The 20,665-nt window shown below is 72.0% G+C and carries 15 protein-coding genes; 14 read left to right on the plus strand and 1 reads right to left on the minus strand.

What is annotated here, in order from left to right; all coding sequences use genetic code 11:
- Positions 1-110 precede the first annotated feature (110 nt).
- The 11 genes from AB0C35_RS19105 (at position 111) to AB0C35_RS19155 (ending at position 16,124) form a co-directional block, all read left to right on the plus strand.
- Entirely contained in the window at positions 111-953 is an 843-nt protein-coding gene (locus AB0C35_RS19105) for a thioredoxin domain-containing protein (RefSeq protein ID WP_358457387.1), read from the plus strand.
- A gap of 43 nt (positions 954-996) precedes the next feature.
- A complete protein-coding gene (gene lgt / locus AB0C35_RS19110) occupies positions 997-2,292 on the plus strand; it encodes a prolipoprotein diacylglyceryl transferase (protein ID WP_358457390.1) in 1,296 nt (431 codons plus the stop codon).
- Positions 2,293-2,323: 31 nt separating this feature from the next.
- Positions 2,324-3,043 (plus strand): VIT1/CCC1 transporter family protein, encoded by a 720-nt coding sequence (locus AB0C35_RS19115; protein ID WP_358457393.1) that lies wholly within the window; start codon positions 2,324-2,326, stop codon positions 3,041-3,043.
- A gap of 102 nt (positions 3,044-3,145) precedes the next feature.
- On the plus strand, positions 3,146-3,937 hold the full coding sequence (locus tag AB0C35_RS19120; protein WP_358457396.1) for a hypothetical protein: 792 nt from the start codon (positions 3,146-3,148) through the stop codon (positions 3,935-3,937).
- 52 nt (positions 3,938-3,989) lie between these two features.
- Entirely contained in the window at positions 3,990-5,357 is a 1,368-nt protein-coding gene (locus tag AB0C35_RS19125; protein ID WP_358457399.1) for a hypothetical protein, read from the plus strand.
- A gap of 317 nt (positions 5,358-5,674) precedes the next feature.
- Positions 5,675-10,276 (plus strand): glutamate synthase large subunit, encoded by a 4,602-nt coding sequence (gene gltB, locus AB0C35_RS19130; RefSeq protein ID WP_358457402.1) that lies wholly within the window; start codon positions 5,675-5,677, stop codon positions 10,274-10,276.
- 18 nt (positions 10,277-10,294) lie between these two features.
- Positions 10,295-11,758, plus strand: coding sequence for a glutamate synthase subunit beta (locus AB0C35_RS19135; RefSeq protein WP_358457405.1), 1,464 nt, complete (start codon positions 10,295-10,297; stop codon positions 11,756-11,758).
- A 143-nt stretch (positions 11,759-11,901) separates the two neighbouring features.
- Positions 11,902-12,321: a helix-turn-helix transcriptional regulator gene (locus AB0C35_RS19140; protein ID WP_358457408.1), complete on the plus strand. Its 420-nt coding sequence runs from the start codon at positions 11,902-11,904 to the stop codon at positions 12,319-12,321.
- Positions 12,322-12,394: 73 nt separating this feature from the next.
- Positions 12,395-12,847: a VOC family protein gene (locus tag AB0C35_RS19145; protein ID WP_358457410.1), complete on the plus strand. Its 453-nt coding sequence runs from the start codon at positions 12,395-12,397 to the stop codon at positions 12,845-12,847.
- A gap of 102 nt (positions 12,848-12,949) precedes the next feature.
- Positions 12,950-14,845 (plus strand): M48 family metallopeptidase, encoded by a 1,896-nt coding sequence (locus tag AB0C35_RS19150; RefSeq protein WP_358457413.1) that lies wholly within the window; start codon positions 12,950-12,952, stop codon positions 14,843-14,845.
- Positions 14,846-15,245: 400 nt separating this feature from the next.
- The gene (locus AB0C35_RS19155; RefSeq protein WP_358457416.1) at positions 15,246-16,124 is read left to right on the plus strand and encodes a hypothetical protein; all 879 of its coding nucleotides are present in this window, start codon (positions 15,246-15,248) and stop codon (positions 16,122-16,124) included.
- 1 nt (position 16,125) lies between these two features.
- On the opposite strand, the gene AB0C35_RS19160 is transcribed toward AB0C35_RS19155, so the two are convergent.
- Positions 16,126-16,809: a helix-turn-helix domain-containing protein gene (locus AB0C35_RS19160; protein WP_358457418.1), complete on the minus strand. Its 684-nt coding sequence runs from the start codon at positions 16,807-16,809 to the stop codon at positions 16,126-16,128.
- 67 nt (positions 16,810-16,876) lie between these two features.
- On the opposite strand from AB0C35_RS19160, the gene AB0C35_RS19165 reads away from it, so the two are divergent.
- The 3 genes from AB0C35_RS19165 (at position 16,877) to AB0C35_RS19175 (ending at position 20,615) form a co-directional block, all read left to right on the plus strand.
- A complete protein-coding gene (locus tag AB0C35_RS19165) occupies positions 16,877-17,434 on the plus strand; it encodes a type 1 glutamine amidotransferase domain-containing protein (protein WP_358457421.1) in 558 nt (185 codons plus the stop codon).
- 107 nt (positions 17,435-17,541) lie between these two features.
- Positions 17,542-18,972, plus strand: a complete 1,431-nt coding sequence (pyk, locus tag AB0C35_RS19170) for a pyruvate kinase (protein ID WP_358457424.1) — start codon at positions 17,542-17,544, stop codon at positions 18,970-18,972.
- 254 nt (positions 18,973-19,226) lie between these two features.
- The gene (locus tag AB0C35_RS19175) at positions 19,227-20,615 is read left to right on the plus strand and encodes a sodium:alanine symporter family protein (protein WP_358457426.1); all 1,389 of its coding nucleotides are present in this window, start codon (positions 19,227-19,229) and stop codon (positions 20,613-20,615) included.
- Positions 20,616-20,665 lie beyond the last annotated feature (50 nt).

Raw genomic sequence — 20,665 nt, forward strand, 5'->3', positions numbered from 1 at the left:
CGTCGACGCCTTCCGCAAGCGCGTCGTCGAGTTGGAGGACGGACGCGTCGTCCGCCGACCGCTACGCTCGCAGTTCGTACGAACACGAAGAGTGGTCGATCGGGGGATCGATGAGCGAGCAGGACAGGGGACCGTCGGCGCGCCGGCGGCTCGCGGGCGAACGGGCGCGGACCGCGGCGCGGGAGCGCCGGCGGCGGCTGCTCGTGGTCGTCCTCGGCTCCGTCGCCGCGGCGGCGGTCGTGATCGCGGGGACCGTCGTGGCGGTGTCGCGGCTCGGCGGGGACGGGCCCCTCGGCGACACCTACACGGGCCCGCTGGCGCCGACGAGCCGGGTGCAGCACGGGGCGGTCGCGATGGCGCGGCCGGGCGTCACCGGCCCGGTCCTGGAGCTGTACGAGGACTTCCAGTGCCCGGCGTGCAAGTCGCTGGAGGGGCGTCTCGGCGGCACGCTCAAGCAACTCGCCGCCGACGGCGAGGCCAGGGTCGTGTACCGGCCGTTCCAGCTCTTCCAGCAGGAACCGCTGATGTCGAACTCGCGGAGGGCCGCGAACGCCGCCGCCTGCGTTCCGGTGAACAAATGGATCCCCTACCACGACAAGCTCTTCGCCGAGCAGCCCGCCGAGGGCGACACCGGCTTCACCCAGCAGAACCTGATCAAGTGGGCGGGCGAGCTGGGCGTCACCGATCCCGCGTTCGCCGCCTGCGTCAACGGGAACCAGAAGATCGACCTGGTCGAGAAGGCGAGCGCCGCGGCCGGGAGGGCCGGGGTCGACTCCACCCCGTACCTCACGCTGAACGGCCAGAAGGTCGACGGCGACGCCCTCGGCTCGCCGGACGAGCTGAAGAAGGCCGTTGCGCAGGCGGGTGGCGGCACGACCCCGTCCCCCGGCAGCACACGGTCGGACGGCAGGGCTGACGGCACCGCGGGCGTCCGCGGCCCGGCACGGGCGTAGAGTCGGCGCACGCGGCGCCCCGGAGGGGGTAACGTCTGCGTCCATGCAGCCGCTCGCCTACATTCCGAGCCCCTCGCAGGGCATCTGGCACCTCGGGCCCGTTCCCATCCGCGCCTACGCCATCATGATCATTCTGGGCATCGTCGTCGCGGTATGGCTGGGCGAGCGGCGATGGGCCGCCAAGGGCGGCGCCCCCGGCGTGATCATCGATGTGGCCGTGTGGGCGGTGCCGTTCGGTCTCGTCGGCGGGCGGATCTACCACGTCATCACCGACTACCAGCGCTATTTCGGCGAGGACGGCGACCCGGTCCGGACACTGGAGATCTGGAAGGGCGGCCTCGGCATCTGGGGCGCCATCGCGTTCGGCGCGGTCGGCGCGCTCATCGCATGCCGGAGGCGCGGGATCTCCATCCTGGCGCTCGCCGACGCGGTCGCCCCCGGAATCGCCCTGGCGCAGGCCATCGGCCGCTGGGGGAACTACTGGAACCAGGAGCTGTACGGCCGTCCCCTCGACGCGTTCTGGGCCATCGAGATCGACGAGGACCACCGGCCGATGCTGGAGGGCGGGCCCGGCCTCGACCCTAAGTACGCCGACATCGCCACCTACCACCCGACGTTCCTGTACGAGTCGCTGTGGTGCATCGGCGTCGCGGTCCTGGTCATCTGGGCCGACCGCCGCTTCAAACTCACGCACGGCCGCGCGTTCGCGCTCTACGTAGCCGCCTACACGCTGGGACGGGCCTGGATCGAGGCGCTGCGCATCGACGAGGCCCACCACATCCTCGGCCTGCGGCTGAACGACTGGACGTCGATCCTGCTCTTCCTCGGCGCGGTCGCCTACCTGTACCAGATGCGCCACCGCACCGGCCCGGAGAACGTCGGCGGCCCTCCCACCGCTGAGGGCCCGTCCGACGAGCCGGGGTCCGCCGAGGCGAAGGACGAGCCGAAGGACGGGCCGCAGCCCGAACCCGAGACCGAAACCGAGAAGGCCGAAACCGAAGCCGAGGACTCCGAAGCCGGGAAACCGGAAACGGAGAAGGCCGAGGAAGCCGACCCGACCGAGGACGCCGAGCCGACCGAGGACGCCGAGCCGACCGAGGACGCCGAGCCGACCGAGAAGGCCGAGGAAGCCGAGAAGGCCGAGAAGGCTGGGGGCGTCGAGAACTCCGAGGACGCCGAGAAGTCCGAGGACGTCGAGGAGGCCGCGTCTGAGGATGCCGAGGCGAAGCCCGCGTCCCTGGAGAAGGACCCCGAGGCCGGGGCTGAGGACGCGGGTGGAGACGGTGCCGGCGAGTCCGAGCGGGTAGAGGAGGGGGAGCCCGTCAAGGACGGGAAGTAGCGGTCGGCGAAGGGGCTTCGGTGCAGGCGAGATGACGAGCGGCAAGCCCGGTGTGCCACCGGAACACCATCATCGGCACCGTGACGTCACCGGCGGCTGGCTGCGCCCGGCGGTGTTCGGCGCGATGGACGGGCTGGTCTCCAACTTCGCGTTGATCGCGGGTGTGGCGGGCGGCCAGGCGAGCCAGAAGGTCGTCCTGCTGGCGGGTCTGGCGGGCCTGGCCGCGGGCGCGTTCTCGATGGCCGCGGGGGAGTACATCTCGGTCGCCTCCCAGTCGGAGCTGGCGGAGGCGGAGATCGAGGTGGAGCGGCTGGAGCTGGCCCGGCATCCGGTGGCGGAGGAGCGGGAGCTGGCCGAGGTCTTCCGGTCGCGCGGCGTGGACGCGGAGACGGCCGCGGAGGTGGCGCGGCAGCTGTCCAGGGACCCCGACGAGGCGCTGGAGGTGCACACCCGCGAGGAGCTGGGCGTGACGCCCGGCGACCTGCCGTCGCCGACGCTGGCGGCGGGCTCGTCGTTCCTGTCGTTCGGGGTGGGCGCGATTTTGCCGGTGGTCCCGTACCTGCTGGGCGCCTCCTCGCTGTGGCCTGCGGCGATCATCGCGGCGCTCGGGCTGTTCGGCGCCGGCGCGCTGGTGGCGCGCATCACGACCCGGCCCTGGTGGTTCGGCGGGGCACGGCAGCTGCTGTTCGGCGCGGCCGCCGCGGCGATCACCTACGGGGTCGGCGCGCTGATCGGAAGCAACGGCGTCTAGCGTCGCCGCCGTTTCGGTCGCGGCGTGGGCGGTGGCCGCAAGGAACGGATAAAACGCCCTTTCGGCCCCGCGACAGCCGCCCGGACCGCTAAGCTCCGGGGCGTGATCGAGGCTCGTGACACAGGTTCCCCCGACGCCGCGCGCGAGGGCGGCGAGCGGGACTTCTGGCCGGAGGAGAAGTCCGGTCGCAGGACGCCCCCTCCGAAGCTGCTGTTCGGCGCGGTCGCCGCGCTGGCGGCGGTGATCGTCGCGGTGGTCGCCGTGCTCCTGTTCACCGGCGGGGACGAGGCGCCCGCGGAGAAGACGGCGCTGCCGGGCGCCTACGCGCCCGACTACAACGGCGAGGGCTTCAGCGAGATCGCGAACAGGTCGGCCGACCGCCGCGCGATCACCGAGGGCGAGGCGGCCTCCGCCAAGAACCTGAAGTCCGGCGCCTACTCCTTCACGCTGGCCGAGTCCGCGCTGACCTCCGACTGCAAGTCCGCGACGTGGGGTGCCCGCCTGCACGCCGACCTCGCCAAGTTCGGCTGCAGCCAGATCGTCCGTTCCGCGTACGTGAGCGGCGACAAGAAGCACGTCGGCCAGTTCATCGTGATCAACATGGAGACCGCGGAGGGCGTCAAGCAGATCCTGCGCGACCTGCAGCGCGAGACCGGCGCCGGCTGGGTGACGCCGCTGAACGCCCCGGGCGTCCCCGCGTTCGGGTCCGGGTTCAGCGCCGCCTACGCCAAGACCTACGGCCACTACGCCGTGATCACGTGGGTGGAGCGGGCCGGTGGGGAGCAGCCCCCCTCGCTCAACGAGATGATCGATGTGAGCCTGGTCATCGAGGGTGCCGCCGACTTCCTGTACGGGCGGCTTGACCTGGCCTCGGACGGAAGGCCCGGCGAGTGATCCGGCCGCGTGCGGGCGTGTCACGGGCCGGCGGGCAGTAGTCTGCGCGCTCGTGGACTCCGATGAACCCCGCCGCAGCGGCCCCAGGCGCGCACCGGTGAGCCGCCAGGGCCGCCGGCAGCCCGCCCCGCGCAGGACGGCGCCGGGCCGCGCGGGAGGCCCCCGCCGGCCGGACCCGTCACAGGCGCGGCGGAAGGGCACACCCCGCCCGGGGCGGCCGGTTCCGCCGCCCCGAACGCCGATCGAGGACGACGAGAGCGCCTACCCCGGCCCGCCCGGGCACCACGACCCGTCCACCTCCCACGAGGCGCCCGGGTACCGCGACCCGTCCGGCTACCGCGACTCGTCCGGGTACCGCGACCCGTCCGGATACCGCGACTCGTCCGGGTACCGCGACCCGTCCGGGTACCGCGATTCGGCCGGCCACCAGGAAGCGTCCGGGTACCGCGACCTGTCCAGCTCCCACGAGGCTTCCGGGTACGACGACGCGTATGGCTACTCCGACGCTTCGGCGTATCACGATGCGTCGGCCGCCGGCGCGCCGCCGGTTCCGGGTCACCCGCGTGGTCCCGGCGGGAAGTCGAAACGGCGCGGCGGGAAGCCGAAACGGCGGGGGAGGCCGGGCAAGGGGCGTCCCGCCGGGCAGGTGCGGCAGTCCGGTCCGGCGCCGCGTGAGGGCGGGCTCGGCGCGAAGCTGTACTTCGGCGCCGCCGCGGTCTTGGGCCTGCTCGTGCTCCTCGGCGTGGGCACGGTGGTCGTCCTGGGCGGCGGGGAGAGCGCTCCGGACGCGGGCGACGCGGCCAACGTGACGATCGGGACGCCCGCGGAGACGGGCCTCTCGCCGGCCTCCTACTCCAGTTCGTCCTCGTCGTCGGCGTACTCGGGCATCGCGTCCCGCAGCGCGGACCAGAAGCCGCTGACGGCGGACGAGGTGTTCCCGACGTCGGCGGCGAAGCTGGCGGTCCCCGACGGCGAGGCGCGGGTCAAGCTGCGCGCCAAGCGCCTGGACGGTGACTGCGCCGCCGCCGTGTGGGGCTCGACCGTGGGCGAGGCGCTGGGCGAGGGCGGCTGCACGCAGGCGGCCCGGGGGATCTACTCCGACACCGAGACCGGCTACGCGCTGGCCGTCGCGGTGTTCAACCTGGCCGGGTCCGCGGACGCCGACCGGTTCGTCGCCACGCTGGAGAAGACGATCGGCGCCGGTTTCGTCCGGCCGCTGGAGGCCCCCGCCCCGCTGGACGACTTCGGCCGCGGCTTCGGCATGGCGCGCGGCCTGGCCATGGGCCATTTCGCCGTGGTGACGTGGGCGCAGCGGCTGGACGGCAAGGGCGGCCCGGAGGACGAGACGCTCCTGTCGCTGCTGATCGAGGGCGGCAAGAACCCGGCGGTGCTCGGCCGCGCCGCCCGCACGTCCGACTGACCGCGCGGCTGACCGCGCTCGAACTGCGTCCAGTTCCAAAAGTTCGGGCAAGTCACCGGAACCTCACGGCAAACCTCGCGGTCCCGGTGATGATCGTCACCGTGGACGGGGCGCTTTTCATCGCGGGAGTAGCCGGTAATCTGGTCTAAACCACTGTGAGATGGCGCCCCACGGGTCGTCCGCACCGGACGTTTCGCGATCTGGTGCAGCCGGGCATGATCCCGGCAGTGATGTAATGTCATCTCACCCGCAGCAGGGCCAACGTCGTCCCGGACTGCACTGACATCAGCAGTGACACGACGACGACGGGAGGGTTGATGGCTTCTGCTGCCCTCACACCTGATGCCCGCACATCTGCCGCCGGACCCCCGGGGCCCGGCACCGGCGACCGCCCCCGCGCGCAGGGGCTGTACGACCCGGCGAACGAACACGACGCCTGCGGTGTCGGAATGGTGGCGGACCTGCACGGCCGCAAAAGCCATGACATCGTGCAGAACGCCCTGACGGTCCTGAAGAACCTCGATCACCGCGGCGCCGTGGGCGCGGAACCCGACGACGGCGACGGCGTCGGCATCCTCGTCCAGATTCCGGACGCGTTCTTCCGCGACACCTGCGACTTCGCGCTCCCCGACGCCGGCGCCTACGCCGCCGGCATCGCGTTCCTGCCCGCGGACGGCGGCGAGCGCGCCACCGTGGTCGCCCACGTCGAGAACCTCTGCGCCGAGGAGGGCCTGTCGGTCCTCGGCTGGCGGGAGCTGCCGCACGACCCCGACTTCACCGGCCCGGCCTCGCGCCGCGTCATGCCGCACTTCGCGCAGCTGTTCGTCGCCCCCGCCGCCGGCGGCCCGCACGCCGGCAAGACCGGCCTTGAGCTGGACCGCGTCGTGTTCTGCATGCGCGAGCGCGCCGAGCAGGACGTACGGGTCTACTTCCCGAGCCTGTCCAGCCGGACGATCGTGTACAAGGGGATGCTGACGACCCCGCAGCTGGAGCCGTTCTTCCCCGACCTGTCGGACCGCCGCTTCACCAGCGCCATCGCCCTGGTGCACTCGCGGTTCTCGACCAACACGTTCCCCGCCTGGGAGCTGGCCCACCCGTACCGGTTCATCGCCCACAACGGCGAGATCAACACGGTGAAGGGCAACCGGAACTGGATGCGGGCCCGCGAGGCGCTGCTGAAGTCCGACCTGATCCCCGGGGACCTGTCGCGGATCTACCCGGTGATCGACATCGAGGCCAGCGACACCGCCTCGTTCGACGAGTGCCTGGAGCTGCTGCACCTCGGCGGCCGGTCGCTGCCGCACGCGGTGCTGATGATGATCCCCGAGGCGTGGGAGAACCACGCCGAGATGGACGCCGACCGCCGCGCGTTCTACGAGTTCCACTCCACGCTGATGGAGGCGTGGGACGGCCCCGCCAGCGTCAGCTTCACCGACGGCACCGTCGTCGGCGCCGTCCTGGACCGCAACGGGCTGCGGCCCGGCCGGTACTGGGTGACCGACGACGGCCTGGTCGTGCTGGCCAGCGAGGCCGGCGTCCTGGACATCCCCGCCGCGAAGGTCGTCCGGAAGGGCCGGCTGCAGCCCGGCAAGATCTTCCTGGTCGACACCGCCGCCGGGCGGATCGTCGAGGACGACGAGGTCAAGGCGGAGCTGGCCGCCGAGCATCCGTACGGGGCTTGGCTGCACGAGGGCCTGGTCCGGTTCGAGGAGCTGCCGCGGCGCGAGCGGGAGATCCCGACGCACGAGACCCTCGTCAAGCGGCAGCAGACGTTCGGCTACACCCTCGAAGAGCAGCGGATCATCCTGTCGCCGATGGCGAAGACGGGCGCCGAGCCGATCGGGTCGATGGGCACCGACACCCCGATCGCGGTGCTGTCGGAGCGGCCGCGGCTGCTGTTCGACTACTTCAAGCAGCAGTTCGCGCAGGTCACGAACCCGCCGCTGGACGCGATCCGCGAGGAGCTGGTGACCTCGCTGCAGTCCACGCTCGGGCCGGAGGGCAACCTCCTGGAGCCCGGCCCGGACTCGTGCCGCCGTCTCGTGCTGCCCACCCCGATCCTGGACAACGGCGAACTCTCCAAGATCATCCACATTGACGACGAGGGGTCGCTGCCGCATCTGCAGGCCCACGTCGTGCAGGGGCTGTACGACGTCGCCGGCGGGGGAGAGGCCCTGGAGGCCCGCCTGGAGGAGATCAACTCCGAGGTGAGCCGCGCCATCGACGGCGGCGCCCGCGTCATCGTCCTGTCGGACCGCGGCGCCGACTCCGCCCGCGCCGCGATCCCGTCGCTGCTGCTGACCGGCGCCGTCCACCACCACCTGATCCGGGAGAAGACCCGCACGCGGGTCGGCCTCGTCATCGAGACCGGCGAAGCCCGCGAATGCCACCACATGGCGCTGCTCATCGGGTACGGCGCGTCCGCGATCAACCCGTACCTGGCGATCGAGACCGTCGAGGACCTCGTCCGCGGCGGCGCCATCGAGGGCGTCGAGCCGGACAGGGCCGCCCGGAACCTCGTGAAGGCGTACGGCAAGGGCGTCCTGAAGGTCATGTCGAAGATGGGCGTGTCCACGGTCGCGTCCTACACCGGGGCGCAGATCTTCGAGGCGATCGGGCTCGGCGACGAGGTCGTGTCCCGCTGCTTCACCGGCACCACGTCCCGGCTCGGCGGCGTCGGCTTCGACGTGCTGGCCCGCGAGGTCGCCGAGCGGCACGCCCGCGCCTACCCGCCGGGCGGCAACGACCAGGCGCACCGGACCCTGGAGGTCGGCGGCGAGTACCAGTGGCGCCGCGAGGGCGAGCCGCACCTGTTCAACCCGGACACGGTGTTCAAGCTGCAGCACGCCACCCGCACCCGCCGGTACGAGATCTTCAAGGAGTACACGGCGAAGGTCGACTCGCAGGCCGAGCAGCTGATGACCCTGCGGGGGCTGTTCAGGCTGAAGGACGGCGAGCGCGAGCCGGTTCCGATCGACGAGGTCGAGCCCGTCTCGGAGATCGTCAAGCGGTTCTCCACCGGCGCGATGTCGTACGGCTCCATCTCCGCCGAGGCCCACGAGACCCTCGCGATCGCGATGAACCGGCTGGGCGGCAAGTCCAACACCGGCGAGGGCGGCGAGGACCCGGAGCGGTTCACCCCGGACGAGAACGGCGACCTGCGCCGCAGCGCCATCAAGCAGGTCGCGTCCGGCCGGTTCGGCGTCACCTCCGAGTACCTCACCAACGCCGACGACATCCAGATCAAGATGGCGCAGGGCGCCAAGCCGGGCGAGGGCGGTCAGCTGCCCGGCCACAAGGTCTACCCGTGGATCGCCAAGACCCGGCACTCCACGCCCGGCGTCGGGCTGATCTCGCCGCCGCCGCACCACGACATCTACTCGATCGAGGACCTGGCGCAGCTCATCCACGACCTGAAGAACGCCAACCCGGCGGCGCGCGTGCACGTCAAGCTCGTCGCCGAGGTCGGGGTCGGCACGGTCGCGGCCGGGGTGTCCAAGGCGCACGCCGACGTGGTGCTGATCTCCGGCCACGACGGCGGCACCGGCGCGTCCCCGCTGACCTCGCTCAAGCACGCCGGCACCCCATGGGAGCTCGGCCTCGCCGAGACGCAGCAGACGCTGCTGCTGAACGGCCTGCGCGACCGCATCGTCGTGCAGACCGACGGGCAGATGAAGACCGGGCGGGACGTGGTCGTCGCGGCGCTGCTCGGCGCCGAGGAGTACGGTTTCGCGACCGCGCCGCTGGTGGTGTCGGGCTGCATCATGATGCGGGTCTGCCACCTGGACACCTGCCCGGTCGGCGTCGCCACCCAGAACCCCGTGCTGCGGCAGCGGTTCTCCGGCAAGCCCGAGTTCGTCGTGAACTTCTTCGAGTTCGTCGCCCAGGAGGTCCGCGAGCACCTGGCGGCCCTCGGGTTCCGCTCGCTGGACGAGGCGATCGGGCGCGTCGAGATGATCGACACCCGCGAGGCCGTCGAGCACTGGAAGGCGTCCGGGCTCGACCTCACCCCGGTGCTGCACACGCCCGAGCGGGCCGAGGGCGCGGCCCTGCACCGCGTCACCGAGCAGGACCACGGGCTGGAGAAGGCCCTGGACAACACGCTGATCCAGCTCGCCGAGGGCGCGCTCGCGTTCGGCGACAAGGTCACGCTCGACCTGCCGATCCGCAACGTCAACCGGACGGTCGGCACCATGCTCGGCCACGAGCTGACCAGGAAATGGGGCGGCGGGGGCCTGGCCGACGACACGATCGACGTCACGTTCACCGGCTCGGCGGGCAACTCGTTCGGCGCCTTCGTGCCGCGCGGGATCACGCTGCGGCTGGTCGGCGACGCCAACGACTACGTCGGCAAGGGCCTGTCCGGCGGGCGGCTGACGCTGCGCCCGCCGGACGACGCGGGGTTCGCGGCCGAGGAGCAGATCATCGGCGGCAACGTCATCCTGTACGGCGCGACGTCCGGTGAGCTGTTCGCCCGCGGCATCGCCGGCGAGCGGTTCTGCGTCCGCAACTCCGGCGCCACCGCCGTCGTCGAGGGCGTCGGCGACCACGCCTGCGAGTACATGACCGGCGGCCGCGCCCTGATCCTCGGCCGGACGGGACGCAACCTCGCGGCCGGCATGTCCGGCGGCATCGCCTACGTCCTGGACCTGGTGCCCGAGCGGGTCAACGCCGAGATGGTCGATCTCGATCCCCTCGACCCCGACGACCTGGACTTCGTCCGGACTCTGGTCGAGCGGCACCTGGCCGAGACGGGATCGCGGGTCGCGGCCCGGCTGCTGGACGACTGGGACGCCGCGGCGGCCCGCTTCACCAAGATCATGCCGCGTGACTACCGCCGCGTCCTGGACGCGATGGCCAAGGCCGAGGCCGAGGGCCGCGACGTCGACGAGGCCGTCATGGCCGCGGCGCAGAGCTGAGAGAGGGGGACGTCCTTCATGGCTGACCCGAAGGGTTTTCTGACCGTCGGGCGGGAGCTCCCGAAGCGCCGCCCCGTCGACGTGCGGATCAAGAGCTGGTCGGAGGTCTACGAGGACTTCGGCAAGGACCGGCTGGAGAAGCAGGCGAGCCGCTGCATGGACTGCGGCATCCCGTTCTGCCACCAGGGCTGCCCGCTCGGCAACCTCATCCCCGAATGGAACGACCTCGTCCACCGCCAGGACTGGCGGGAGGCCATCGAGCGGCTGCACGCCACCAACAACTTCCCCGAGTTCACCGGGAGGCTGTGCCCCGCGCCGTGCGAGAGCGCCTGCGTCCTCGGCATCAACCAGGACCCGGTCACCATCAAGCGGGTCGAGGTCGAGATCATCGACCGGGCGTTCGCGGAGGGCTGGGTGCGCCCGCAGCCGCCCGCCGTGAAGACCGGCAAGAAGGTCGCGGTGGTCGGCTCGGGGCCCGCGGGCCTCGCCGCGGCCCAGCAGCTCACCCGCGCCGGCCACGACGTCACCGTGTACGAGCGCGCGGACCGGATCGGCGGGCTGCTGCGCTACGGCATCCCCGAGTTCAAGATGGAGAAGCGGCACGTCGACCGCCGCCTCGCCCAGATGCGCGCCGAGGGCACCGAATTCAAGACCTCGGTGAACGTCGGCGTCGACATCACCGCCGACGACCTGCGCTCCCGTTACGACGCCGTCGTCCTTGCGGGAGGCGCCACCGTCTGGCGCGACCTGCCCGTCCCGGGACGGGACCTCAAGGGCGTCTACCAGGCGATGGAGTACCTGCCCCCGTCGAACAAGGCGCAGGAGGGCGACTACGAGGAGTCGCCGATCTCCGCCAAGGGCAAGCACGTCGTGGTCATCGGCGGCGGCGACACCGGCGCCGACTGCATCGGCACCGCGATCCGGCAGGGGGCCGCCTCGGTCACCCAGCTGGAGATCATGCCGCGTCCGCCGGAGTCCCGCCCGGACACCCAGCCGTGGCCGACGTACCCGATGCTGTTCAAGGTGGAGAGCGCCCACGAGGAACTCGCGGACCTCGGCGGCGACCGCGTCTACGCCGTGTCCACCACCGAGTTCGCCGGCGACGCGGACGGCCACGTCCGCGCGCTGAAGATCGTGGAGGTCGGCGGGCCGCAGACCGGGTTCCAGCCGGTCGAGGGCACCGAGCGGGAGATCCCCGCCGAACTGGTCACGCTCGCGATGGGCTTCCTCGGGCCGCAGCGCGAGGGCCTCCTCGACCAGCTGGGCGTCGACCTCGACCAGCGCGGCAACGTCGTCCGCGACGCCGACTACAGGACGACGGTGGACGGCGTGTACGCCGCCGGGGACATGGGCCGCGGCCAGTCCCTGATCGTCTGGGCCATCGCCGAGGGCCGCGCCGCCGCGCACGGCGTCGACGCGTACCTCACCGGCCGCACCGGCCTGCCGTACCCGATCCCGCCCACGGCACGTCCGATGGCCTGACCGTGTTCATGCGGTAACGGCCCACTGCTCGGCGTCGCCTCACCGGTCAGGTCAAGCGCTCGCGTGCGCGACCGGGGTCGCCGTGAGACGAAGGCCCCGAAGGCGCACTGCCTTCGGGGCCTTCGATGTGCCAGCATCGGAGCATGGGATCCGTGCCGTCGACCCTGGACACGGCCGTCCTGCGGCGCATGAGGCTGGCCCGGGACACGATGGACCGCGAGTGGGCCGAGCCGCTCGACGTGGCCGCCGTCGCCGCCCGCGCCGGCTACTCGCGCTACCACTTCGTCCGGCTGTTCCGCGAGGTCTACGGCGAGACGCCGGGCGCCTACCTCGCCCGCCGCCGCGTCGAACGCGCCCAGGACCTGCTCCGCACCGCGAACCTGACCGTCACCGAGATCTGCATGCTGGTCGGCTTCACCAGCCTCGGCACGTTCTGCACCCGCTTCAAGCAGCAGGTGGGGATGACGCCCACCGAGTTCCGCAGGCGCGCCCGCGCCACCGACTCCTCCGTTATCCCCGGCTGCTTCGTGCTGCTCTGGGCGGGCGGCTTCCGCAAGCGCTGAGCAATTATCGAGAAGGCCGCCTGGCCCGCCGGTTCCTAGGGTGAAGGAAACACCTGATCAGAGGAGAAACGACATGATCACCAAACTGGGGCTCGCGACCATCTGGGTGCTCGACCAGGACTCCGCCAAGGCGTTCTTCACCGAGAAGCTCGGCCTGGAGGTCCGCGACGACATGACCCTCGGCGAGGGCGGCATGCGCTGGATCACCCTCGGCGCCAAGGACCAGCCCGACCTCAGCCTCGCCCTCATGGTGCCCGGCCCGCCCAGCATGGACCCCGACTCCGCCGAGCAGATGAAGGCGCTCATCGCCAAGGGCGTCCTCGGCGCCGGCGCGTTCAACACCGACGACTGCCAGGCCGACTACGAGGCCATGTCCGCCAAGGGCGTCGAGTTCGTCCAGAAGCCGGAGAAGCGCCCCTACGGCGTCGAGGCCGTCTTCCGCGACGACTCCGGCTGCTGGTACAGCCTCACCCAGCCGTTCGAGCAGCTCGACGAATCGGCCCCCTGGAACCACTGCGCGTCGTGAAAGCGGAAGTCTCACCGGGCCGGGGCCGCTACCATTTCGGCGCCCCCCGAAGATCGTCCCTGTGCGGGACCGCGCACCCGGTGAGACCCCGTGAAGACAACCATGCGAGCCGCCGTCGCCATCGCGCTGCTGGCCGGCTACTACGCCCTCGCCCTCGCCGTCATCGCGATCGCCGCGCTGGCCTGCTACCTCGTGGTCGTCCATCCGTCCTTCGGCACGATCAAGATCGCCTCGTTCATGCTCGTGCCCTCCCTGGGCGTCCTCGGCGCCCTGGTCGTCACCGCCCGGCAGCGGCCCGCGCCGCCCGGCGGACTGCCCGTGACGCGCGCCGCCGAACCCGGCCTGTGGGCCGCGATCGACGGGCTCGCCGCGCGGATCGGCACCCGCTCACCGGACGAGGTCCGGCTCGTCCCGGAGGTGAACGCCGCCGTCAGCGAGCAGAGCCGCTGGTTCGGCCTCGTCGCCGGCCCCCGCCACATGATCATCGGGGTGCCGCTGCTGGAGACGCTGACGATCGCCGAGCTGTACGCCGTCCTCGGACACGAACTCGGCCACTACAGCGGCCGCCACACCCGGCTCGGCGGCATCACCTACCGCGGCGGCGCCGCCCTTCAGCGCACCCTCAGCATCCTGTCGGGCAAGGGGAGCGTGCCTCAGGCGCTTTTCGAGGGCTACGCCAAGCTGTACTTCCGGGTCTCCCAGGCCGTGCGGCGATCGCAGGAGATCGAGGCCGACCGGTTCATGGTGGAGGTCTCCGGACGGCACGCGGCCGGGTCCGCGCTGCGGTCGGTGCGCGCGACGGCCGCCGCGTGGTCGTTCTTCCTCGACCACGTCGCCGGACCCGGGACCCGCTACGGCCTCGTGCCCGCCGACCTGTTCGGAGGATTCCGGGCGCTGCTCGCCGAACCCTCCCGGCGCGAGGAACTCGGACGCGTCCTCGCCGAGCCGGAGGAACGCGACCCCTACGACTCGCATCCCACGCTCGCCGAGCGGCTCGCCGCCATCGCCCGATGCCCCGAACCGCCCGGCCTCACCCCCGACACCCGGCCGGCGGCCGCCCTGCTCGCGGACCCGGCCGGCATCCGCGAACGCCTCCGGGTCGCCCTGTTCGGCACCGACGCCACCGCCCTCGGCTGGGACGAACTGGCCGCCCGCACCGCGGCGTTCGAGTCCGCCGAGACCGGGCTGCGGCTGATCACGGCCGCCGAACAGGTCACCGGTACTGCCCCGGCGACCCTGTCCACCGTCCTGGACGCCCTCGAACGGGGCGCCGCACCGGCGATCGCCGACGCGCTGCCGGGCGGCCGCCGCGACCTGCCCGAACCGGCCCGGACCATGCCCCTGCCCGCCGCGCTCCGGGCGCTGATCTTCTCCGCCCTCCAGCGGACCGGCCGCGTCACGGCGCGCTGCTCCTGGTCGGGCGACCCGATCGCGCTCACCGGCCCCGACGGCGCCGCGATCGACCTCGACGCCGTCGTCCCGCCGGAGTTCGGGCCCGCCCACGTGCCCGGGCTCCGCGAGTGGCTGCGCGCATGGGGCGCCGATCCAGGGCACCGCCCGGCCCCGCCCGAACGCACCGGAGCCGACCTGCTCGGCGTCCTGTACGGCGTGGAACAGGACGGCTCGTTCTACGACGCGCTGGTCCTCGACATCGGCATCCTGTTCGTCCGGATCTCCGCGACGCAGGCGATGCGCGCCGGCGACCACCCGGTCGGGGAACGGATCCGGCGGCTGCTGGACGCCGCGCCCGCCGACCTCCTCGGCCGGGAAGGAAGCTGGCTCCTGGAACCCGGGTGCATCGTCCAGGCGGCCCTTTGGACGAAGAAGGACCAGTGGGCGGTGCGCTTCCTCGTCCGCTGGACGGACGAGCAGGGCACCGCCCAGGAGGGACACGTCCGCGTCCTGGGCGAGCCGCCCTGCACCGATCTCTTCGAGACGCGGCGCGCCCTGGAGGCCCTGCTCGGCGGCCGGCTGGTCCTGTCGGCCGAGAAGATCTGACGGTCGGTCCGCCCAAGGCCGCGCCGATTCGCGGCCGGCCCCGGCGGACGCCGCCACGGCGAGCGGATCACTCATGCCGCACCCGCAGACCACAACCGGCCCCGGTCCGGAAACGTCCCCGGGACACCCGCGCGACCAGCCGATCGTCACATGTCCGGGCCCGCCCGTCCCACTTGTGGTCTTGGGACGGGTCGGCTACGGTCCCGCCAAGGTTCACCGCGCGGTCGGCGCACAGCCGCCGACCCGTCACGCCGCCGTGACCCGTGGGCTCCCGCACCCCGCACGCGGGACATCAGGGGCCCGGCCACCCACCGCTGGGGTGGCCGGGCCCACCGCGCCCCGCGCCGCCGCGTCCGATTCCTACAAGACCGGCCGGCGGCGGCCGCCCTACGGTGGCCCCATGAGAGTTCTGCACGACACCGGCCTCGCCCGCGCCGCCGAGTTCATGCGCCTCAGCGCCCGCCTCATCGACCGCCACCGGTTCGCCATGCACTTCCGCGGCGGGCCCGCGGCACCCGTCCTGGCGGCCCTGCGCGCCTACGAGAACCCGGACGGCGGATACGGCCACGCCCTCGAACCCGACCTGCGCGGCGAAGGCAGCCAGCCCGTCCCCGCCCAGCACGCCCTGGAGATCCTCCACGAAGCCGGCGCCGACGACGACCCCGCCGTCACGCGCACCGGCGACTACCTGGCCTCCATCACCACCGCCGACGGGGGAGTGCCGTTCGTCCTGCCGACGGTCCGCGACACCCCCCACGGCCCCTGGTGGCAGACGCCCGACGACCCGCCGGGAGGCATCAACCCCACCGGAACCCTCGCGGGCATGCTTCACCGCGCCGGGTCGGACCATCCCTGGCTCGGCCCCGCCACGGACTTCTGCTGGCGCCACCTGGAGGGCGAGGCCGCCGAACCCGGCCCCTACGACGCGCTGTCCATCCTGACCTTCCTCGACCACGTCCCCGACCGCGACCGCGCGGAGGCGGCCTTCGCCCGCGTCCGCGACGCCCTCGCCGCCCCGGTGGCCCTCGACCCGCACGCCGGAGGGGACGGCCACTCCCCGCTCGACTTCGCCCCCACCCCGCACGGCCACGGACGCCGCCTGTTCACCGGCGACGTCATCGACGCCCACCTCGACGCCCTCATCGACGCGCAGGACGACGACGGCGGCTGGGACATCGGCTTCCCCAGCTGGACGCCGATCACCCGTCCCGAATGGCGCGGCGTCATCACCGTCGAACGGCTCAGGACGCTGCGCGCCTACGGCAGGCTCAAGCCCTAGGTCACAGCAGGTTCCGGACGGGCTCGCCCGCCAGGTCGCGCACCTCGTGCGCGAAATGCGACTGGTCGGCGTAGCCCGCCGCGAACGCCGCCCCCGCCAGCGGCTCGCCCGCCCGCGCCAGCCGCAGCGCCCGCTGGAACCGCAGCACCCGCTGCAGCGTCTTCGGCCCGTACCCGAACGCCGCAAGCGAACGCCGGCGGAGCTGCCGCTCACTGAGGCCCAGCCCGTCGGCCACCTCCCGCACCGAACCGCCGGCCAGGCCCGCCACCACCGGCCCGACGACCGGATCCGCCGGCCGCATCCGCTCCCGCACCGCCGCGACCAGCGTCCCGCGCGGGTCATCGGCGGCCGCGACCGCCTCCGCCAGCCGGTCGGCCTCCCCGCCCCACAGCTCCCGCAGATCCAGCCGCCCGTCCCGGACCGCGTCGGCCGGGACGCCCAGCACGGGCGGCGCCGTCCCCGGCCCGAACCGCACCGCCACCACCGCGTCGCCCGGCCCCATGACCGCCGGGGCGGGCCCGGTGTCCGGCCCGGCCACCAGGATCCCCGACGCCGACCAGATCAGATCCACGCACCCGTCGGGCACGACGCGCTGCGTGAACGGCTCGGCGCCGCGCGGCAGCGCCGCCGTCCAGGAGCACGCCAGCCCCGGCGCGGGGTACTCGCGATAACCGGTGGGACTCACACCTCCTGCATACCACCCGCGCTCGCGGGCAGGGCGACAGGAGACCCACCGAACCGGGAGGACGGCCATGCCGGACAACGACCTGCAGGACAAGACCATCGCCTTCCTCTGCGCCACCGAGGGCACCGAGCAGATCGAGCTGACCGAGCCCTGGAAGGCCGTCGAGCAGGCCGGCGGCACCCCGCGCCTCGTCTCCACCGAGTCCGGCCGCCTCCAGGCGTTCAACCATCTCGACAAGGGCGACACCTTCCCCGTCGACACCACCGTCGACGTCTCCGACCACACCGAGTTCGACGGCCTCCTGCTGCCCGGCGGAGTCGCCAACCCCGACCTCCTCCGCACCCGGCCCAACGCCGTCGCCTTCGCCAGGTCCTTCTTCGACGCGGGCAAGCCGGTCGCGTCGATCTGCCACGCCGCGTGGACCCTCGTCGAGGCCGACGTCGTCCGCGGCCGCACCATGACGTCGTTCCCGAGCATCCGGACCGACCTGCGCAACGCGGGCGCCATTTGGGTGGACGAGGAGGTCAGGGTCTGTGAGAACGGGCCGAACGTGCTCGTGAGCAGCCGCGGTCCCGGCGACCTCAAGGCGTTCTGCCAGGCCGCCGTCGAGGCGTTCAAGCGGTGAAGGACGGTCGTGGTCTAGACCTCTGAGCTAGACCAATCGGTGAACCCGCGGCGACCATATCCTGCATGAATATCCGTACCGGCTGGTAACTAAGTACGGTTGTGCACGTGACCCGTCGAGCGAAGATCGTCAGCACCATCGGCCCCGCCTGCTCCAGCACCGAGCAGATCAACGCCCTCGTCGAAGCCGGCGTCGACGTCGCCCGCCTCAACATGAGCCACGGCGACCATGCCGTCCACGAGGAGGTCTACCACCGGATCAGGGCGGCCGCCGACGCCACCGGACGCGGCGTCGGCATCCTCGCGGACCTCCAAGGCCCCAAGATCCGCATCGGGCGCTTCCCCGACGGCCCCGTACGCCTCACCCTCGGCGACGAGTTCACCATCACCACCGACGACGTCCCCGGCACCCGCCGCGAAGTCTCCACCACCTACCAGGGCCTCCCCGGCGACGTCAGCCCCGGCGACAGCGTCCTCATCGACGACGGCCGCGTCGCCCTCAAGGTCACCGGAGTCGACGGAACCCGCGTCCGCACCACCGTCACCGTCGGCGGCATGGTCTCCGACAACAAGGGACTCAACCTCCCCGGCGTCCCCGTCAGCGTCCCCGCACTCACCGACAAGGACGAACGCGACCTCCGCTGGGCCCTCCGCCTCGGCGTCGACCTCGTCGCCCTCTCCTTCGTCCGCACCCCCGCCGACGCCGACATCTGCTACCAGATCATGGAAGAGGAGGGCGTTCGCGTCCCCCTCATCGGCAAAATCGAAAAGCCCCAGGCCGTCGAACGCCTCCCCGAGATCGTCGCCGCCTTCGACGGCATCATGGTCGCCCGCGGCGACCTCGGCGTCGAACTCCCCCTCGAACAGGTCCCCATCGTCCAGAAGCGCGCCATCGAACTCTGCCGCGAAAAGGCCCGCCCGGTCATCGTCGCCACCCAGATGCTCGAATCCATGATCTCCGCGCCCCGCCCCACCCGCGCCGAGACCTCCGACGTCGCCAACGCCGTCTTCGAAGGCGCCGACGCCGTCATGCTCTCCGGCGAGACCAGCGTCGGCCAGTACCCCATCGAATCCGTCCTCACGATGAGCCGCATCGTGCAGACCGCCGAACAAGCCGCCCTGCAGGCCACCCACACCCTCGAACGCATACCCGAGACCGTCGGCGGCGCCATCGCCCGAGCCGCCGCCGAAGTCGGCGCCATCGTCGGCGCCGAGGCCCTCGCCGCCTTCACCATGTCCGGCGAAACCGCCCGCCGGCTCTCCCGCTACCGCTCGCCCATCCCCCTGCTCGCCTTCACCTCCGTCCCCGCCGTCCGGGGCCGCCTCGCCCACGTCTGGGGCGTCGAAACCTTCATCGTCCCCCAGGTCGACCACACCGACGCCATGTTCGGGCAGGTCGAACAAGCCCTCCTCGAACTCGGCCGCGTCCAGAAGGGCGACAAGGTCGTCGTCGTCGCCGGCTCGCCCCCCGGCACCCCGGGCTCCACCAACGCCCTGCGCGTCCACAGCATCGGCGACGCCATCACCGTCCAGCACTGACCACCGCACCACCGGCCAACCACCCCGCCGGGCACCGCGCGAACCGCACCCCCGCGCGGTGCCCGGCCCTTCCCGGCCAGGTCAGGTCACCGACGGATCTCATTTCGACCTCGCTCAGGAAACATGCAAACGGCGGTCAAGCGCCGAGAAACGAGTAGGACGATCTCGTAACGGGTCCACAAGGACCCTTTTCAACCATCGTTCCCTCGCCTACGTTCCGGGCAAGATCGATCCGCTCCCTGATCGGTGGTGTGATGGACCTCAACGAATTCCTCGGCGACGCCAGCAGCTTCATCTGGGGCCCCTGGCTCCTGATCCCGCTGCTCCTGCTCACCGGCCTCTACCTGACCATCCTCCTGCGCGGACTCCAGGTCCGGCACTTCCGCCTCGCCTTCTGGCTCGCGTTCATCCGGCGCTCCGACGCCGACGCCGAAGGCGACATCTCCCACTACCAGGCCCTCTCGACCGCCCTCGCCGCCACCGTCGGCGTCGGCAACATCGCCGGCGTCGCCACCGCCATCGCCCTCGGCGGCCCCGGCGCCGTCTTCTGGATGTGGTTCACCGGCATGGTCGGCATGGCCACCAAGTACAGCGAGGCGTTCCTCGGAGTGCGCTTCCGCCGCACCGACGCCGCCGGCGAGCAGGGCGGCGGACCCATGCACTACCTCAAGAACGGCATCAAGGGCCCCGCCGGCGTCATCCTCGGCGGATTCTTCGCCATCGCCGCCGCCATCGCCGCATTCGGCATCGGCAACATGACCCAGGCCAACACCGTCGCCGCCAACGTCGAAGAAGAATGGGGCCTCGCCCCCGTCTACACCGGCATCATCATCACCGTCGTCGCCGGCGCGGTGATCCTGGGCGGCATCAAGAGCATCGGCCGCGTCACCAGCGCCTTCGTCCCCGTGATGATCGTGCTCTACGTCCTCGGCGGCGCCGCCGTCCTGGCCTTCAACCTCGACGAGATCCCCAGCGCACTCGGCCTGATCTTCTCCGACGCCTTCACCGGCACCGCCGCCGGCGGCGGGTTCGCAGGCGCAGGCGTCGCCGCCGCCATCCAGTACGGCGTCGCGCGCGGCATCTTCTCCAACGAGTCCGGCCTCGGCACCGGCGGCATCGCCGCCGCCGCGGCCAAGACCACCCACCCCGTCCGCCAGGCCCTGGTGTCGATGACTCAGACCTTCATCGACACCCTCGTCGTCGTCAGCTTCACCGCCCTGACCATCGTCATCACCGGCGTCTGGGACGACACCGGCAACGAGGAGGCCGCCAGCTGGACCGCCCGCGCATTCGACGAGGGCCTCCCCGGCGACTGGGCCAGCGTCATCGTCACCATCAGCGTCATCTTCTTCGCGTTCTCAACGCTGCTGGGCTGGTCCTACTACGGAGACCGCTGCGTGGAATACCTGTTCGGCCGCAAGGCCGTATTCCCCTACCGCGTGGCCTTCATCATCATCATCTTCGTCGGAGCCACCACCACGCTCAGCACGGTGTGGACCTTCTCCGACGTGATGAACGGCCTGATGGCGCTGCCCAACCTGATCGGCCTGCTCATCCTGTCCCCGCTCGTCTACCGCGAGACGCGCGCCTACTTCAGGGAACACCCCAAGGAAGACAAGACCACCGAACCCGTAACGAAGTAGCCGAGACGACGCCGGGCCTGATCAGCCCGCAGGCCCGGCGTCCCTCCGGC

The organism is Spirillospora sp. NPDC048819 (assembly GCF_040650055.1).
In the GTDB taxonomy this organism is placed as follows: domain Bacteria; phylum Actinomycetota; class Actinomycetes; order Streptosporangiales; family Streptosporangiaceae; genus Spirillospora.

What these genes read in the sequence shown, in the direction of transcription:
- gltB (WP_358457402.1), top strand. Translation starts at nt 5,675, where the DNA reads ATGGCTTCTGCTGCCCTCACACCTGATGCCCGCACATCTGCCGCCGGA.
- AB0C35_RS19150 (WP_358457413.1), top strand. Translation starts at nt 12,950, where the DNA reads ATGCGAGCCGCCGTCGCCATCGCGCTGCTGGCCGGCTACTACGCCCTC.
- AB0C35_RS19115 (WP_358457393.1), top strand. Translation starts at nt 2,324, where the DNA reads ATGACGAGCGGCAAGCCCGGTGTGCCACCGGAACACCATCATCGGCAC.
- AB0C35_RS19145 (WP_358457410.1), top strand. Translation starts at nt 12,395, where the DNA reads ATGATCACCAAACTGGGGCTCGCGACCATCTGGGTGCTCGACCAGGAC.
- AB0C35_RS19175 (WP_358457426.1), top strand. Translation starts at nt 19,227, where the DNA reads ATGGACCTCAACGAATTCCTCGGCGACGCCAGCAGCTTCATCTGGGGC.
- AB0C35_RS19140 (WP_358457408.1), top strand. Translation starts at nt 11,902, where the DNA reads ATGGGATCCGTGCCGTCGACCCTGGACACGGCCGTCCTGCGGCGCATG.
- AB0C35_RS19135 (WP_358457405.1), top strand. Translation starts at nt 10,295, where the DNA reads ATGGCTGACCCGAAGGGTTTTCTGACCGTCGGGCGGGAGCTCCCGAAG.
- lgt (WP_358457390.1), top strand. Translation starts at nt 997, where the DNA reads ATGCAGCCGCTCGCCTACATTCCGAGCCCCTCGCAGGGCATCTGGCAC.
- AB0C35_RS19165 (WP_358457421.1), top strand. Translation starts at nt 16,877, where the DNA reads ATGCCGGACAACGACCTGCAGGACAAGACCATCGCCTTCCTCTGCGCC.
- AB0C35_RS19155 (WP_358457416.1), top strand. Translation starts at nt 15,246, where the DNA reads ATGAGAGTTCTGCACGACACCGGCCTCGCCCGCGCCGCCGAGTTCATG.
- AB0C35_RS19105 (WP_358457387.1), top strand. Translation starts at nt 111, where the DNA reads ATGAGCGAGCAGGACAGGGGACCGTCGGCGCGCCGGCGGCTCGCGGGC.